Source organism: Mesoterricola sediminis (assembly GCF_030295425.1).
GTDB classification, from domain to species: domain Bacteria; phylum Acidobacteriota; class Holophagae; order Holophagales; family Holophagaceae; genus Mesoterricola; species Mesoterricola sediminis.
This window is the reverse complement of record NZ_AP027081.1, coordinates 3,191,717-3,205,417: the sequence shown is the minus strand read 5'-3', so window position 1 is coordinate 3,205,417 and position 13,701 is coordinate 3,191,717. Positions and strand designations below refer to the sequence as shown.

General features: G+C 72.7%; 15 protein-coding genes and 1 tRNA gene. 11 read left to right on the top strand and 5 right to left on the bottom strand.

Annotated features, from left to right (window positions below; all coding sequences use genetic code 11):
• The first annotated feature begins 53 nt into the window (after nucleotides 1-53).
• The 4 genes from R2J75_RS14055 to R2J75_RS14040 all read left to right on the top strand — a co-directional run bounded on the left by R2J75_RS14055 (nucleotide 54) and on the right by R2J75_RS14040 (nucleotide 2,457).
• Nucleotides 54-827 (top strand): TIGR00282 family metallophosphoesterase, encoded by a 774-nt coding sequence (locus R2J75_RS14055; protein ID WP_243331392.1) that lies wholly within the window; start codon nucleotides 54-56, stop codon nucleotides 825-827.
• A gap of 8 nt (nucleotides 828-835) precedes the next feature.
• Nucleotides 836-1,951 carry a CaiB/BaiF CoA transferase family protein gene (locus tag R2J75_RS14050; RefSeq protein WP_316410414.1) on the top strand — a complete coding sequence of 372 codons (1,116 nt, stop codon included), beginning with the start codon at nucleotides 836-838 and terminating at the stop codon, nucleotides 1,949-1,951.
• On the top strand, nucleotides 1,948-2,340 hold the full coding sequence (locus tag R2J75_RS14045; RefSeq protein ID WP_316410413.1) for a DciA family protein: 393 nt from the start codon (nucleotides 1,948-1,950) through the stop codon (nucleotides 2,338-2,340). Before R2J75_RS14050 ends, R2J75_RS14045 begins: the two co-directional genes overlap by 4 nt.
• Before the next feature lie 40 nt (nucleotides 2,341-2,380).
• Nucleotides 2,381-2,457: transfer RNA gene (locus R2J75_RS14040), tRNA-Pro, on the top strand.
• Nucleotides 2,458-3,144: 687 nt separating this feature from the next.
• Here R2J75_RS14040 and R2J75_RS14035 read toward each other — a convergent pair.
• A complete protein-coding gene (locus R2J75_RS14035; RefSeq protein WP_243331401.1) occupies nucleotides 3,145-4,041 on the bottom strand; it encodes a LysR family transcriptional regulator in 897 nt (298 codons plus the stop codon).
• A gap of 151 nt (nucleotides 4,042-4,192) precedes the next feature.
• On the opposite strand from R2J75_RS14035, the gene R2J75_RS14030 reads away from it, so the two are divergent.
• From R2J75_RS14030 to R2J75_RS14015, 4 genes are all read left to right on the top strand, one after another.
• Nucleotides 4,193-4,555 (top strand): CidA/LrgA family protein, encoded by a 363-nt coding sequence (locus tag R2J75_RS14030; protein ID WP_316410412.1) that lies wholly within the window; start codon nucleotides 4,193-4,195, stop codon nucleotides 4,553-4,555.
• Between the two features lie 7 nt (nucleotides 4,556-4,562).
• Entirely contained in the window at nucleotides 4,563-5,264 is a 702-nt protein-coding gene (locus tag R2J75_RS14025) for an LrgB family protein (protein WP_316410411.1), read from the top strand.
• An 84-nt stretch (nucleotides 5,265-5,348) separates the two neighbouring features.
• A complete protein-coding gene (locus R2J75_RS14020) occupies nucleotides 5,349-5,564 on the top strand; it encodes a hypothetical protein (RefSeq protein ID WP_243331405.1) in 216 nt (71 codons plus the stop codon).
• Between the two features lie 110 nt (nucleotides 5,565-5,674).
• Nucleotides 5,675-6,649, top strand: a complete 975-nt coding sequence (locus R2J75_RS14015; RefSeq protein WP_243346146.1) for an isochorismatase family protein — start codon at nucleotides 5,675-5,677, stop codon at nucleotides 6,647-6,649.
• Between the two features lies 1 nt (nucleotide 6,650).
• Here R2J75_RS14015 and R2J75_RS14010 read toward each other — a convergent pair whose 3' ends face one another.
• Nucleotides 6,651-7,451 carry a hypothetical protein gene (locus R2J75_RS14010; protein ID WP_243346147.1) on the bottom strand — a complete coding sequence of 267 codons (801 nt, stop codon included), beginning with the start codon at nucleotides 7,449-7,451 and terminating at the stop codon, nucleotides 6,651-6,653.
• Nucleotides 7,452-7,609: 158 nt separating this feature from the next.
• Nucleotides 7,610-8,194 (bottom strand): CarD family transcriptional regulator, encoded by a 585-nt coding sequence (locus tag R2J75_RS14005; protein ID WP_243331417.1) that lies wholly within the window; start codon nucleotides 8,192-8,194, stop codon nucleotides 7,610-7,612.
• A 90-nt stretch (nucleotides 8,195-8,284) separates the two neighbouring features.
• Between R2J75_RS14005 and R2J75_RS14000 the strand changes: the two genes are divergently transcribed.
• Nucleotides 8,285-8,797: a MarR family winged helix-turn-helix transcriptional regulator gene (locus tag R2J75_RS14000; RefSeq protein ID WP_243331419.1), complete on the top strand. Its 513-nt coding sequence runs from the start codon at nucleotides 8,285-8,287 to the stop codon at nucleotides 8,795-8,797.
• A gap of 24 nt (nucleotides 8,798-8,821) precedes the next feature.
• Complete coding sequence (locus R2J75_RS13995) at nucleotides 8,822-9,094, top strand: hypothetical protein (protein WP_316410410.1); 273 nt, start codon at nucleotides 8,822-8,824, stop codon at nucleotides 9,092-9,094.
• On the opposite strand, the gene R2J75_RS13990 is transcribed toward R2J75_RS13995, so the two are convergent.
• Together R2J75_RS13990 and R2J75_RS13985 are read right to left on the bottom strand one after the other, a co-directional pair.
• On the bottom strand, nucleotides 9,091-10,263 hold the full coding sequence (locus R2J75_RS13990) for a response regulator (protein ID WP_316410409.1): 1,173 nt from the start codon (nucleotides 10,261-10,263) through the stop codon (nucleotides 9,091-9,093). The genes R2J75_RS13995 and R2J75_RS13990 overlap by 4 nt on opposite strands.
• Complete coding sequence (locus tag R2J75_RS13985; RefSeq protein ID WP_316410408.1) at nucleotides 10,260-12,326, bottom strand: PAS domain S-box protein; 2,067 nt, start codon at nucleotides 12,324-12,326, stop codon at nucleotides 10,260-10,262. Before R2J75_RS13985 ends, R2J75_RS13990 begins: the two co-directional genes overlap by 4 nt.
• Before the next feature lie 105 nt (nucleotides 12,327-12,431).
• Between R2J75_RS13985 and R2J75_RS13980 the strand changes: the two genes are divergently transcribed.
• Complete coding sequence (locus R2J75_RS13980) at nucleotides 12,432-13,619, top strand: response regulator (protein WP_243331424.1); 1,188 nt, start codon at nucleotides 12,432-12,434, stop codon at nucleotides 13,617-13,619.
• Nucleotides 13,620-13,701: the final 82 nt, after the last annotated feature.

The window sequence follows — 13,701 nt, the reverse complement described above, 5'->3', positions numbered from 1 at the left end:
CGGGGTGCCGCGGGGGCCCAAAAAAATCGGCCGGGCCCTGGTAAGGTTTGAGGATGCGCATGCTCGTGCTCGGCGATGTCGTTGGGGAGCCCGGCCGTCGGCTGGTCGAGACCCACCTGCCCACGCTCCGAAGGGAGCTGGACCTGGATTTCGTGGTGATCAACGGGGAGAACGCGGCCCACGGGCACGGAATCACCGAGCGCATCGCCCGGCAATGGCTGGACGAGCTGAGGGTGGACGTCATCACCACGGGAAACCATGCCTTCGACGTAAAGGACATTCCGGCGACCTTCCAGGTTGAGCCGCGGCTGCTCCGGCCCGCCAATTATCCCCCGGGCACCCCGGGCGCGGGCCATGTGAAGCTCCACACCCCCTCGGGGCTGGAGGTGCTGGTCATCAACCTCATGGGCCGGGTCAACATGCCGCCCTGCGACGACCCCTTCCGCTGCGCCGACGCCGTGCTGGCCCGGGAGCGCGCCGACGTGGTCATCGTCGACATGCACGCGGAGGCCACCAGCGAGGCCCAGGCGATGGGCTGGTACCTGGACGGGCGGGTCTCCGCCGTCCTGGGGACCCACACCCACGTGCCCACCCTCGACGCCAGGATCCTTCCGGGGGGCACGGCCTACGTCACCGACATCGGCATGACCGGACCCTACGACGGGGTCATCGGCATGCGGAAGGAGGCCAGCCTGAGCCGCTTCCTCAAGGTCAAGGGGGAGAAGTGGGAGGTCGCCGAGGGCGATCCCCAGCTCCACGGCATCTTCTTCGAGACGGAGGGGAAGAAGGCGATCTCGATCCGACGTATAGTCAAGACACTCCCCTGAGTCCGGCCGTGCCTCCCTTCCTCTCCCACTACAAGATCCTGGACTTCACCCGCGCCCTGGCGGGACCCCTGGCCACCCAGCTCCTGGCGGACCTGGGCGCCGAGGTCCTCAAGATCGAGCCCCCCGCCGGGGACCCCACCCGGGGCTGGGGCCCGCCCTTCGAGCCCGGGACGGACGAGAGCGCCTGCTTCCGCGCCGCCAACCGGGGCAAGCGCTCCATCGCCCTGGATCTGGGCGACGAGGGCTGCCGGGCCCTTCTCCACGAGCTGATGGTGGGCGCCGACGTGGTCGTCGAGAACTTCGCGCCCGAGTCCGCCGAGGCCCTGGGCCTCACCTGGGAGTGCATCCACGACCGCTATCCCAAGCTCATCGTCGCCTCCGTCCGGAGCTACGCCTCGGACGTCCCCGCCAGCCGCCGCCCGGGCCATGACCTGGTCCTGCAGGCGGAAAGCGGCATGATGTCCGTCACCGGGGATCCCTCGGGGCCCCCGACCCGGGCCGGCTTCCCCGCCGTGGAACTGGCCGCCGGCCTCTACCTGGCCAACGGGATCCAGGCCGCCATGCTCCACCGGGAGCGCACCGGGGAGGCCCTCCACGTGGAGGTGCCGCTCATGGAGGCCGCCCTGGCTTCCCTCGCCGGCGTGGCGTCCGCGGCCCTCATGACCGGCGAGCCTCCGGCGCGCATGGGCAACGCGGATCCCCACCTGGTCCCGTGCCAGACCTTCGCCTGCGCCGACGGGGACCTGGCCCTGGGCTGCGCCAGCGACCGGCAGTTCGAGGTGCTGGCCATGTGGGCGGGGATCAACCTGGAGCAGGAGCCCGTCTGGGCCACGAACCCGGGCCGCGTCGCCGGCCGGGACCGGCTGGTGCCCGTCCTGGAGGCGCACTTCCGCGGGACCACCCTGGAGCAGGCCCTGGCCTTCTGCGAGATCCACGCCATCCCAGCCGCGCGGGTGCGCACCGTGGACGACGTGCTCTTCCGCGAGGCGGGCTCGCTGCACCAGCTCGTGACCACCCTCTACGACATGGACGGCGGCCGGATGGTGCCGATGCTGGCCGCGCCGATCCTCTTCAACGACGAGCGGGCCCGCTCCCGCGTCGCGCCCCCGCGGCTGCGCGAATGAGGCGCCCCGGCGCCAGGGGCCTCGTGCCCCTCCGGGCCGCCGCCGGCCTCGAGGATCCCGACGCCCGCGCCGAGGCGGCGCTCCGGAAGTCGTGGCTCCTCGTCGTGGGCCCGGCCCTCGTCAACCGCACCCGCCTGATCCGCATCAGCCGCGGCGTCCTCGTCGTCGGGTGCTGGGAGCCCAGCTTCATCCCCAGCCTCCGCGCCAGCGCCGAGGAGACCTGGCCCCAGGTGCGCGAACGCATCGCCAAGATGTGGAAGCGGACCTACCGGGCCATGGAGATCGTCCCCTGCGACCCGCCCCCGCCCCCCGAGCCGCCCCGGCCCTTCCGGGAAGGTGATCCTCTCAAATTGATCCTGGCCCACTGGCGGAACCCGAAGAAAGGATGATGGACCCGGGGCCCGGGTTGCGCTAATATTCATTCTTCGTCGGGGCGTGGCTCAGCCTGGTAGAGCGCTCGGTTCGGGACCGAGAGGTCGGAGGTTCGAATCCTCTCGCCCCGACCAACAGGATCCGGGGAGGCGCTGCCTCCCCTTTGTCGTTCCGGCGAAAGGGGCGGGATTCGAGCCTCCGATCGGCGATGGCGCGCAGGTAGCCCAAGCTTCGCACGCCCGCGTGCGAAGCGGTCCGCCGGAGGCGGATGGGCGTGCGCAGCCAGCGCCGCGGGCCCTGGGCGAGGTTCGAATCCTCTCGCCCCGACCAACAGGATCCGGGGAGGCGCTGCCTCCCCTTTGTCGTTCCGGTGAAAGGGGCGGGATTCGAGCCTCCGATCGGCGATGGCGCGCAGGTAGCCCAAGCTTCGCACGCCCGCGTGCGAAGCGGTCCGCCGGAGGCGGATGGGCGTGCGCAGCCAGCGCCGCGGGCCCTGGGCGAGGTTCGAATCCTCTCGCCCCGACCAACAGGATCCGGGGAGGCGCTGCCTCCCCTTTGTCGTTCCGGCGAAAGGGGCGGGATTCGAGCCTCCGATCGGCGATGGCGCGCAGGTAGCCCAAGCTTCGCACGCCCGCGTGCGAAGCGGTCCGCCGGAGGCGGATGGGCGTGCGCAGCCAGCGCCGCGGGCCCTGGGCGAGGTTCGAATCCTCTCGCCCCGACCAACAGGATCCGGGGAGGCGCTGCCTCCCCTTTGTCGTTCCGGCGGGCGGGTTCCCTAGGATCGTCCAGCCGGTGGAAGCTGAACCCGCGGCGCCCCGGGTTCATTCACGCGGCTTCCCGGACGCGGCCCGGGGGCCCATGAGGGCGATCCAGGCCCTGGCTTCGGGCGAGAGGTAGGCCTCGCGCCGCCAGATCAGGGCCATGTGCCAGAAGAGCGCGGGCCCGTCGATGGGCAGGCGGCGGGTGCGGGGATCGGGGGAGCGCATGGCGAGCATGCGAGGCAGGAAGGCGACCCCCAGCCGGGCCGCCACGAGGCCGATGATGAGCCCGGTCTGGCTGGTCTGGGCGGCGATGCGGGGCTGGATCCGGTTCTCCCGGAAGGCGTCGAGGATGCGCGGATTGAGGGCGAAGCCCTGCGGGTAGAGGATGATCGGGTGATCGGCCAGGTCCCGGAAGGTGGCCCGCGCCTTTCCGGCGAGCGGGTCCTCCGCGGGGACGAGGAGGTCGATGGGTTCCCGGAGAATCTCCTGCCAGGCGAACGCCTCCGGAGCCGGAAGGAGGGAGGCGGCCAGTTCGAGCTCGCCATCGAGGACTTTCCGCTCGAGATCCTTGCTGCCTTGTTCGGTCAGTTGGATCTCGATGCCGGGGTGGCGCTGGCGGTACTCGGCGAGGGGCTTGGCGAAGAGGGTGTCGGCGCCCACCAGGGGCACGCCCAGGCGCAGGGTGCCGCGGCGCAGGCCTTTCACCTCGTCGATCTCCGCGCCGGCATCCTCCACCTGGGCCAGGATGGCCAGGGCGCGCCGGTGCAGGACCGCGCCGGCGGAGGTCAGGCGCACGCCCTGGGGCAGGCGCTCCAGCAGCGGCAGGCCGACCTCGTCCTCCAGCTGCTTCACCGCCTTGCTGAGCGTCGACTGGGTGGCGTGGGCGGCGGGGACGGCCCGCGAGAAGCCGCCATGCCGGACGACTTCCACGAAAAGCTTCAGGGCGCGGATATCCATGGGTATTCCGATTTGGAATTGAAGTGTGTCCAACAATTCAGTTCCAGAATGCCATGCCTGGGCCTAGGTTGGGAGGGTCGCCGGGGCCTTCCCGTCCCCGGCTCCACCCCGAGATCCCATGCCCCAGCTCCCCCCTCCCAGACGTTTCCGGTTGCTCCGCGCCCGGGGGGTCCAGACCGGGCTCCTGATCGGCGTCTGGTGGGCCTGCGACCGGGCCGCACGCGCGCTCCACGCGCCGGTCCCCGGCGCGGTCCTGGGCCTGGGGCTCCTGCTCCTGCTCCTCGGCACGGGCCGGCTGCCGATCCGGGCCCTCCAGCACAGCACCCGCTGGCTGATCGGCGAGATGCTCCTGTTCTTCATCCCGCCCATGGTGTCCTTGCTCGACTACCCGCAGTTCCTGGGCTGGCTGGGGGTGAAACTGATCGTGGCGATCGCCGCGGGCACCCTGGCGGTGATGGTGGCGACGGCGGCGACGATCGAGATCGGCCACCGGGCCCTGCGCCCGCGGCGTTAAGGGGGGGATGGCGATGTCCTGGCTGGCTGGAGCCCTCTGGTCCCTGGCGACGATTGCCCTGTACGGGCTCGCCAAGCGCCTCCACCGGCGTTTCCAGGCCTGGTGGAGCTCCCCGCTCCTGACCGCCCCGGCGACCCTCCTGCTCGCGGCGGCGAGCCTCCACGTGGGCTACCGCGCGTACATCGGGGGGACCCATTGGCTGGTCGCGCTCCTGGGACCCGCCGTGGTCGCCTTCGCCGTGCCCATCCACAAGCGGCGCGCGCTGATCCTGCGGCATGGGCCCCTCCTCCTCGCCGGGGTGATCGTCGGCAGCCTGACCTCCTTCGCGTCCTCCCTCCTCCTCGCCCGATGGCTTGGGCTGGACGGGACGCTGGTGCGCAGCCTGCTGCCGCGCTCCATGAGCACCCCCTTCGCCCTGCTCGTGTCGGACAGCCTCGGGGGGGTGCCCGCCCTCACGGCGGTGTTCGTCCTCCTGACGGGCGTCCTGGGGGCGGCCCTCGGCGATGGGGTCCTCGGCGTGCTGCCCCTGCGCACCGGCCTCGCGCGGGGGGCCCTGTTCGGGATGGGCGCCCATGGCGCCGGCACGGCGCGCGCGCTGCAGATCGATCCGGAGATGGGCGCCATCGCGGGCGTGGTAATGGTGCTGGTCGGCCTGGTGAACCTGGCGGTCGCGCCGTTCCTGGGCCCCCTGCTGCGCCACCTCCTGTGACGATGAACGCCAGGATCCGACGGGCGCCCGGGGGGCTATGCTGGAGGGGCCGGACGGCCTCCGCCCGGATCGCCCGGTGAATCCATGACCGTACCGCTTGTCATGTTCCTCGTCTTCTCTGGCCTGGCCCTCCTGGTCTGGGCGGCCTTCCGGTCCCGGTGGTACCAGGAGCGCCTGGGGGATCTGCAGGGCATGCGCCGCGCGGCGGGGCAGGAGGAGGACGGCACGGGGCTGCACCGCCTCGACCCCCTTCACCAACTGACCCGCCCGGGCGACGGGCCGCGCCGGCCACGCGCCTGAACCCCCCTGCCACCCCTGGAGGCGACCCATGCGCATCACGGACCTGCCCTTCGGCCTCCCGGACGGGATGGGGGCCCCCCGGGCCTTCATCGTCGCCTGAGGAGGTGGCCATGCCGTTCCTGCCCGCGACCTTCCAGGTGCCCCCCGAGGCCCGGCATCCCCGCTTCCGCCTGCGGCCCCTGGCGGAGGCCGACGCCGAACGGGACCTGGCGGCGGTGCTGGGGAGCCGGGACCGCCTCTGGGCCCGCTTCGGGGCGGCCTGGGGTTGGCCGCCGGCGGACCTCTCGCTGGCGCGGAACCGGCTGGACCTGGCCTGGCACGCCAAGGAGTTCCTGCGGCGATCCTCCTTCGCCTACACGGTGGTGGACCCCGGCGACCGGCAGACCCTCGGCTGCGTCTACGTGGACCCCGGGGAGACGGCGGACGCGGAGGTGGCCTTCTGGGTGACCCAGGCTGCGGCCGACCAGGGGCTGGAAGCGGACCTGGAGGCGTTCCTGGAGACGTGGCTCCGCGAGGCCTGGCCCTTCCGGACCTTCCGTCTGGGCGGGCGCCACCTGGAAGGGCGGCCGACGGTCCCGGCCCTCGTGCTGATCGACGTCCAGCGCTCCCTCCTGGACGAGGGGCCCTGGAACCGGGAGGGGCTCCTGGACGCCCTGGGCCGCCTCCTGGCCGGGGCCCGAGCCGCGGGGGCCCCGGTGGTCTTCGTGCGGGACACCCGGGTGAGGCCCGACGGCGCCCTGGACGGAAGTCTGGCGGTCCTCCCGGAGGATGGCCAGGTGATCAAGGATGCCTGCGACGCCTTCCTGGACACGGACCTGGACGCCTGGCTCCGGGCGCGGAGAATCGGCCGGCTGGTCATCGGGGGGCTCCAGAGCGATTACTGCATCGACACGACATGCCGGCGGGCGGCCTCCCTGGGCTACCGGGTGGACCTGGTCGCCGAGGCCCACTCCACCTTCGGCCACGGTGCCCTGGAGGCCGCCGCCATCGTCGCCCACCACAACCATGTGCTCCGGGCCTTCAAGGCGGGCCGGGGGGCGGTGCGGGTCCTGCCCCTGGCCCGGGTGGACTGGTCGGAGGGCTGACCTACCGCCGGACGGGGATGCGGTGTTCGCAGGGGGTGCGCGTCTGGCACTTGCCGCAGCCGTACCGGGGCTGGTGGCGGGCGAGGGTGCCGTCCTGCCAGACCTTGCAGGGGCCGTGCTCCTTGCCCGCCTCCGTGATGGCGGCGGCAGGGCAGCGGGGGATACAGGCGCCGCAGCGCCCGCAGTAGGCGTCCAGCGTCTCGTAAAGGCGTGGGGTGTGGGGCAGGGGGGCGTCCGTCACCACGCTGCCGATGCGGCCGGCCGAGCCTGCCCGGGTGATGAGGGAGCGGCTGAGGGAGAAGGTGCCGAGGCCGGCGATGTAGGCGGCGTGGCGCTCGGACCAGTTGGCCCGCATGGCCTGGACCGCGTAGCGGGGATCGGTGACCGGGACGAGGGCCCGCCAGCCGGAGGCGCGGAGGTGGGCGGCCAGGGCTTCGGCCATGGCTTCCACGAGGAACCCACCTTCATACCGGCCGTAGAGCCATTCGGTGGCCGTCTCCGTGGGCACCCGGTTGGCCTCCCGCACCCGGGCCGTGAAGGGCAGGAAGAAGGCGACGACGGACCGGGCGCCGGGCACCCACGCGTCCGGCGGGAGGTGGTGGGGGCCGACCACGTCCGGCGCCCGCAGGCGGCCCCAGAGCGGATCGGCGGCCGAGGCCACCCCCACCAGGGGGGCCTCGAAGAGGTCCAGGGGGCCCGGGGCCGTCAGGGGGGTGGCGAGGGCCTCCGGCTGGGCGATCCGGTTGGGGCCGGCATGCATGAGCCAGCGCTCCAGTTCCACCTGAAGGTCCATCAGCCGCATGGCGGCCTCCCGCGTCCGAAGCGGCCCCCGCGGGCCCCCCCCGATGGTACACCCCGCGCCCGGGGATGTCCTTCCCGAGGGCGGCGCCCGCGCCGGTCCAGCCCCTGGGGCCCTTCGACCCCTCGCCCTCCGCGCCGGGGGGCGCGGAGGCGCCGGCCTCAGGAGGCCGCGGTCCCCTTGTGCCGCCCGGCGAGTTGATCCGCGATGGGGTCGGTGAGGCGGCCTGCGAGCCGCGCGGCGATGGCGCCCGGCACCTCTTCCGGGCGGATGCCCAGGACAAAGGCGATCTCCCCGTGGAGCAGGCGCTCGGCCTGGGTCAGGAGGCGGTGGTCGGCTTGGTTGGGCAGCTTCTTGTGCGCCTTGCGGTGCTGGCGGTCCTCGAACAGGACCCGCACGAGCCGCGCCAGGGAGCGGCAGTCGCCCGAGGCCAGGAGGGCGGCGCATTCCTGGTTCCGTCCCCGGTCGCTGGGCGAGGCCAGGCCTTCCAGGTCCTCCAACCCGTCCAGGAGCGCCTCCACCGCCTCCCGGGTCAGCAGCGGGCGCATCCGGGCCCGGAGTTCCTCGCTCGCCAGGGGCACGTACAGGGTGAGGGCCGGGTCGTCCACGGGGCGGAGCACGAAGCAGGTCTGGCCCGCCAAGGCCCCGGTGCGTTCCTCCCGGATGTCCGCCACGCGGCAGACCCCGTTCAACCCATAGAAGAGGTGATCGCCCACCTTGAAGGACGTCCCCGCTTCGGATCCCATCCGGCTTGCCTCCTGCCTTGACACGGTCCCCTCCTGGATATAGTTATATATCCATTACTATTTTAGCCCTCCCGCTTCCCCGAGGCAAGCATGGCCCACCCCGCGCCGGAGCCCGTTCACCCCAGCGATCGTCAGGAGCTGCTGGCCAGCCTCGCGGAGGGCATCCTCGGCCTGGCCCGGGAGCTGACGCTCTTCGCGCCCGCCGACCCGGAGGCGGTGCGCCTGACGGCGACGGAGATCCACGTGATGCGCCAGATCCTCCGCGACCCGGGCTGCATGCCCAAGGAGGCCGCCCGGGGGGCCTCCCTGCAGCGGAGCAACTTCAGCGTGGCCCTCCGGGGGCTCCGGGCCAAGGGGCTGGTGGCGGCGGAGCCGGATCCGGCGGATGGACGCAGCCTGCGCCTCTGGCCCACGGAACGGGCGGCTTGGAACCATGCCCACTTCCGCCGGACCTGGGCCGCCCTCCTGGACGCGGCCCTGGACCCGGCCCTGGACGTGGCGGCCTGCGCGGAGGTGCTGGGCCGCATGGAGGCGCAGGTGGCCGCCCGCCGGCGCCGGGGACCCGTCCCGCCTGGACAGGCCGGGGCCCGCGTGGTGTCATGAGCCCCTGACCTCCCGGGGGGCGCCGTGAACGACCTCTACCGCATCGATCCCAAAGCCCTGGAGGCCCGGCGCCGCGAGGCCCAGGAGACCCACGTGGTCACCCTCCAGGAGGACGCCGTGAAGCCGCCCCCCACGGTGGGCACCGCGCCCTGGCAGGCCATCCTCTTCGGACCGGCCCTGGGCCAGCCCTCCGGCGAACCCCGCCGGACCTCCCCCTGGGTGGGGCGGGTCCTCCTCGCCCTCGCGGGCGCGGCGGCTCTGGCCTGGCTGGTGCGGCTGCTGCTGCGGGGGTTCTAGGCCACCGGCACCTCGGGGGGGCCGCCCAGGACGAGGAAGGGCTCCTTCAGGCCCACGAGGTGGGCGAAGTTCTTGAGGCGCTCCAGGTGGGTGGGCCCCAGCCGCGTCTGGGGGGGGTAGAGGAGGATGCCCTCCCGGGTCTGGACCCCCTCGACGAGGGTCTGGCCGGCCTGCACGGTCTCGTGGGTGGCCAGGTGCGGGGCGTCCCCGGCGACCGGGGCCCCGTCCTCGGGCATCAGGAGGGCGGTGCCCAGGGCCTCCAGGACCCGGGGGTCGTGGACGCCCGCCCCCTCCCGGAGGCGCTCCAGGGCGGCGCCGGGGGTGTGGCCGGAGGCGCGCAGGTCCAGGAAGTCCGAGCCCGCCTTGAGGATCCGGGCCGCCAGCGGCAGGGCGTCCTCCCGGATGGCATCCTCGGGGAACCCCGCGCCGCCGTATTCCTTGGTCATGTAGAGGATGGCCTGGGCCACCCCCTCCATGCGGGGGATGTGGAGGAGCAGGTTGGAGCTGATCTCCGGCAACCGCTCGATGGCCTCCACCTCCTGGGGGGTCGCCTCGCCCTGGCGAACCCGGGCCAGCACGCCCGGGGGGAGGGTGAGGAGGCCGATGCGGCTGAGGAGGCACGCGACGTTGACGATCCAGGGGGAGGGGTGGTTCAGGACCCGCGCCATGCGCTGGGCCAGGGGCGCCAGCTGCTGGGCGCGGGAGAAGGCCTCCGGGTCGGCGATGGAGAGCAGTTCCACCAGGAGGGCGATGCTGCCCTTCAGGGTGCCCTCCACCAGTTCGTGCTCCGCGGCCACGAGCTGGTACTGCTTGATGGCCAATTCGAGGGTGAGGGCCAGGTCGTCGGCATCGCAGGGCTTGGTGAGGAAGCGGAAGATGCGGCCCCGGTTCACGGCCTCGATGGCGGTCTGCTGGTCGGCGTTGCCCGTGAGCATGATCCGCACGGTGTCGGGGGCCAGGGTCCGGGCCATGGACAGGAACTGGATGCCGTCCATGCCGGGCATCCGCATGTCCGAGAGGATGACGGCGTAGGGGCCGGAGGTCCGCATCAGCTCGAGGGCCTCGGCGCCCCCGGGCGCGGTGTCGATCTGGAAGCGCTTCCTCAGGTTCCGGGTGTAGGCGGACAGGATGTTCGGATCGTCGTCGACCAGCAGGACCTTGTCTCTCATTCGTTCGTCTCCTGGGCCGGCTTGTGGAGGGGGATGCGGAGGATGAAGGTGGAGCCCGCGCCCGGTTCGGTCTCGAAGGCGACGGAACCGCCGTGGCGCTCCACGGCGACGCTGTGGACGATGGCCAGGCCCTGGCCGGTGCCGCGGCCCACCTCCTTCGTCGTGAAGAACGGGTCGAAGATCCGGGCCTGGACGGCCTTGGGGATGCCCGTCCCCGTGTCCCGCACGCGGATGGCGGCCATGTCGCCCTCCAGGGCGGTGGAGACGGTGATGGTGCCCTTGGCGCCGGCGGGCACGGCGTCGGCGATGGCGTGGGCCGCGTTGACGACCAGGTTGAGCACGGCCTGGTTGATCTCTCCGGGGTGGCAGAGGACGGGGGGCAGTCCGGGGTCGAGGTCGAGGACGAGATCGGCCACGTACTTCCATTCGTGGCGGCTGACGGTGACGGTGCTCTCGATGGAGCGGTTCAGGTCCACCTGCACCATGGCCTCGCCCCCGGGGTGGGAGAAGTCCTTCATGGCGCGCACGATGCGGCTCACCCGGGCGATCCCCTCCGTGGACTGCTCCAGGGCGCGGGGGATCTCCGTCCCCAGGTAGGCGACGTCGGCCTCGTCGATGACGCGGCGGGCCTCCGCCGGGTCCAGGGTCCCGGCCAGGGCGGCTTCCGCGGCCTCGAAGGCGTCGAGGACGTCGCGGAAGGCGTCGGTGAGGAACTTGAGGTTGTCGCCCACGTACTGGGAGGGGGTGTTGATCTCGTGGGCGATGCCCGCGGCGAGCTGCCCGATGGCCTCCAGCTTCTGGGCCTGCCGGAGCTGGACCTCCAGGCGGAGGCGCTTCTGGTCCGCCGCGACCCGGGGGGTGATGTCCTCGAACATCCAGACGGAGCCTTCGTCGGGCTGCGTGGGATCCAGGGCCCGTCCCACCACCCGGCACCAGAAGCGGGTGCCGTCCTTGCGCGCCGTCTCCCAGGTGTCGTCGGTGGGCTCGCCGCGCTCCAGGGCCGCGTAGAGGGCGGGGGCCTGGGCCTGGTACGCGGTGTCGTCCGGGTAGAGGACGCGCGTGGTCTGGCCGACGATCGCCTCCATGGGGAGGCCCAGGAGCTCGCCGCACCGGGGATTGGCCCATTCGATGATGCGCTTCCGGATGAAGGCGATGCCGAGGATGGAGTTCTCCAGGACGAGGTTCTTGATGGCGTGGGCGCGCATCAGGTCCAGGTCGAGGGCCGCCCGCTGGGTGATGTCCCGGGCGACCACCACCGCGAGGCCGTCGACGGCGCCCGAGGCCTGGACCGGGGTGATCCGGCTCTCGACCTGCCGCCAGGACCCGTCCCGGTGGCGCATCCCGTACTGGAGGGTCGTCTCCCGGCCCCTGGCCAGGGCCTCGGCGATGCTGCTCCGGACCCGCTCCCGGTCCTCGGGGTGGACGAGCTCGAGGGGACCCGTCGCCTCGAGCTCGTCGAACGAATAGCCCAGCTGCCTGACGTACGCCCGGTTCTGGTAGACCCGCCGGCCCTCGCGGTTGACCAGGGAGACCAGGTCCCCCGCGTGGTCGGAGATGATGTGGAAGATCTCCTCGTTCTCCCGCAGGCGGCGTTCGGTGGAGAGCCGGGTCCGCTCCGATTCGGCGCTGCGGGCCTGGGCCCGGAGAAGGCTGGCGGTCGTGGTCTTGCGCTCCCAGGCGTACCGCGCGGCCCGCACCAGGGCGCCCGTGGAGACCTCCCCCTTGGCGAGGAAGTCCTGGGCCCCCGCGCGGATGGCCTCCAGGGCCAGCTCCCGGTCGTCCCGGGCGGTGAGGATCACCACGGCCGGGTCGAAGCCCTCCGCCCGGATCATGGAGAGCCCCTCCAGCCCCTTGCAGTCGGGGAGGCCCAGGTCCAGGAAGAGGATGTCCACCGGGTTCGCCCCCATCCGCGCCAGCGCCTCGCCCAGGGAGGCGCAGGCGCCCACGGGCAGGTCCGGGAAGCCGAGGCGCAGGGTCCGGGCGGTCAGTTCGCGGGCGAGGGCGTCGTCCTCGACGACCAGGAGGCCGCGGGGCTGGGGGACCTGCATTCCGGGGTCGGGCATGGTGACATCGATCCTACCAATCCTATCGGCAGCCTCCAGGGGATATTGATATCCGGCGCGACAGGGCGGAAGGTCCGGTATCCTGGGCGGAAACCGGGGTCCCCCATGACGGGCCGCACGCGCATCCTCTTCGTCGATGATGAACCGCTTGTCCTCCAGGCCCTGGAGCGGCAGCTCCGGGGCCTGCGCGGCGAATGGGACATGGCCTTCGCCGACAGCGGGGAGCGGGCCCTGGAGCGCCTCTCCCTGGCGCCCTTCGACGTGGTGGTGGCCGACCTGGGCATGCCGGGCATGGACGGCACGGCCTTCCTCGGCCAGGTCATGAACCGGTACCCGGGGGTGGTGCGCCTGATCCTCACGGGCCATTCCAGCGCGGCCCAGATGCTCCACGCCGAGGGCGTGGCCCACCAGTACCTGGCCAAGCCCTGCGAGCCCGAGACCCTGCGGGCCGTGATCCGGTCCGCGGCCGGGACGGCCTCGGCCATGCGGAACGAGGCCGTGCGGCGGATCCTGGGCGGCGTGCGCCGGCTCCCGGCGCTGCCCGCGGCCTACCAGGAGATCCAGACCCTCCTGGAGGAGGAGGACGTGAAGATCGCGGACCTGGGCCGGGTGGTCAAGCGGGACCCGGGGCTGGCGGCGAATGTCCTCAAGGTCGTGAATTCAGCCTACTTCGGCCTCCGGCAACATGTGTCCGACCCGGCGGACGCCGTCGCCTACCTGGGGATCGACACCCTCAAGGGCCTGGCCCTCGTCCACGGGGTGTTCGGGCAGGTCACGGACCTGCCCGCGGGCTTCAGCGTGGGCGGACTGTGGTCCCACTGCCTCCAGGTGGCCCTGGCCAGCCGCGGCATCGCCCGCCACGAGCGCCTTCCCCGGGAGGTCCAGGGGGACTGCTTCACCGGGGGCCTGCTCCACGACGTGGGACTCCTCATCCTGGCCTCCGCCCTTCCCGACGCCTACGGCGCGGTCCGCGGGCTGATGGCCTCGGGCCAGGACATCGTCGCGGCCGAGATGTCCGTCCTGGGCGTCCACCACGGGGAGGTGGGCGCCTGGATCCTGGGCCTGTGGGCCCTGCCGGCTCCGGTCGTGCAGGCCGTGGCGGCCCACCACGCGCCCCCCGACCTGGATCCTCCCGGCCCCGCGGGCATCGTCTCGGCGGTGGAGGTCCTGTCCGCCGCCCATGGCGACGGCGCCGTCTTCGGCCTCGTCCGCGATCCGGATCCCGGGCGGGTCCAGGCGCTGCTGGGGCCGCGGGCCGAGGCCTGGACCGCCGCCCTGGAGTCCCCGGACTGAGCCCGGATTCCGCCATTGATAGGGCTCGACTCGAACAGGCATCCCGGCTGAGGCCAGGGTGAACGGGGATCTGGCTTCAGCA

What these genes read in the sequence shown, in the direction of transcription:
- R2J75_RS14055 (WP_243331392.1), top strand. Translation starts at nt 54, where the DNA reads ATGCGCATGCTCGTGCTCGGCGATGTCGTTGGGGAGCCCGGCCGTCGG.
- R2J75_RS14045 (WP_316410413.1), top strand. Translation starts at nt 1,948, where the DNA reads ATGAGGCGCCCCGGCGCCAGGGGCCTCGTGCCCCTCCGGGCCGCCGCC.
- R2J75_RS14035 (WP_243331401.1), bottom strand. Translation starts at nt 4,041, where the DNA reads ATGGATATCCGCGCCCTGAAGCTTTTCGTGGAAGTCGTCCGGCATGGC.
- R2J75_RS14025 (WP_316410411.1), top strand. Translation starts at nt 4,563, where the DNA reads ATGGCGATGTCCTGGCTGGCTGGAGCCCTCTGGTCCCTGGCGACGATT.
- R2J75_RS14020 (WP_243331405.1), top strand. Translation starts at nt 5,349, where the DNA reads ATGACCGTACCGCTTGTCATGTTCCTCGTCTTCTCTGGCCTGGCCCTC.
- R2J75_RS14015 (WP_243346146.1), top strand. Translation starts at nt 5,675, where the DNA reads ATGCCGTTCCTGCCCGCGACCTTCCAGGTGCCCCCCGAGGCCCGGCAT.
- R2J75_RS14010 (WP_243346147.1), bottom strand. Translation starts at nt 7,451, where the DNA reads ATGCGGCTGATGGACCTTCAGGTGGAACTGGAGCGCTGGCTCATGCAT.
- R2J75_RS14005 (WP_243331417.1), bottom strand. Translation starts at nt 8,194, where the DNA reads ATGGGATCCGAAGCGGGGACGTCCTTCAAGGTGGGCGATCACCTCTTC.
- R2J75_RS14000 (WP_243331419.1), top strand. Translation starts at nt 8,285, where the DNA reads ATGGCCCACCCCGCGCCGGAGCCCGTTCACCCCAGCGATCGTCAGGAG.
- R2J75_RS13990 (WP_316410409.1), bottom strand. Translation starts at nt 10,263, where the DNA reads ATGAGAGACAAGGTCCTGCTGGTCGACGACGATCCGAACATCCTGTCC.
- R2J75_RS13985 (WP_316410408.1), bottom strand. Translation starts at nt 12,326, where the DNA reads ATGCCCGACCCCGGAATGCAGGTCCCCCAGCCCCGCGGCCTCCTGGTC.
- R2J75_RS13980 (WP_243331424.1), top strand. Translation starts at nt 12,432, where the DNA reads ATGACGGGCCGCACGCGCATCCTCTTCGTCGATGATGAACCGCTTGTC.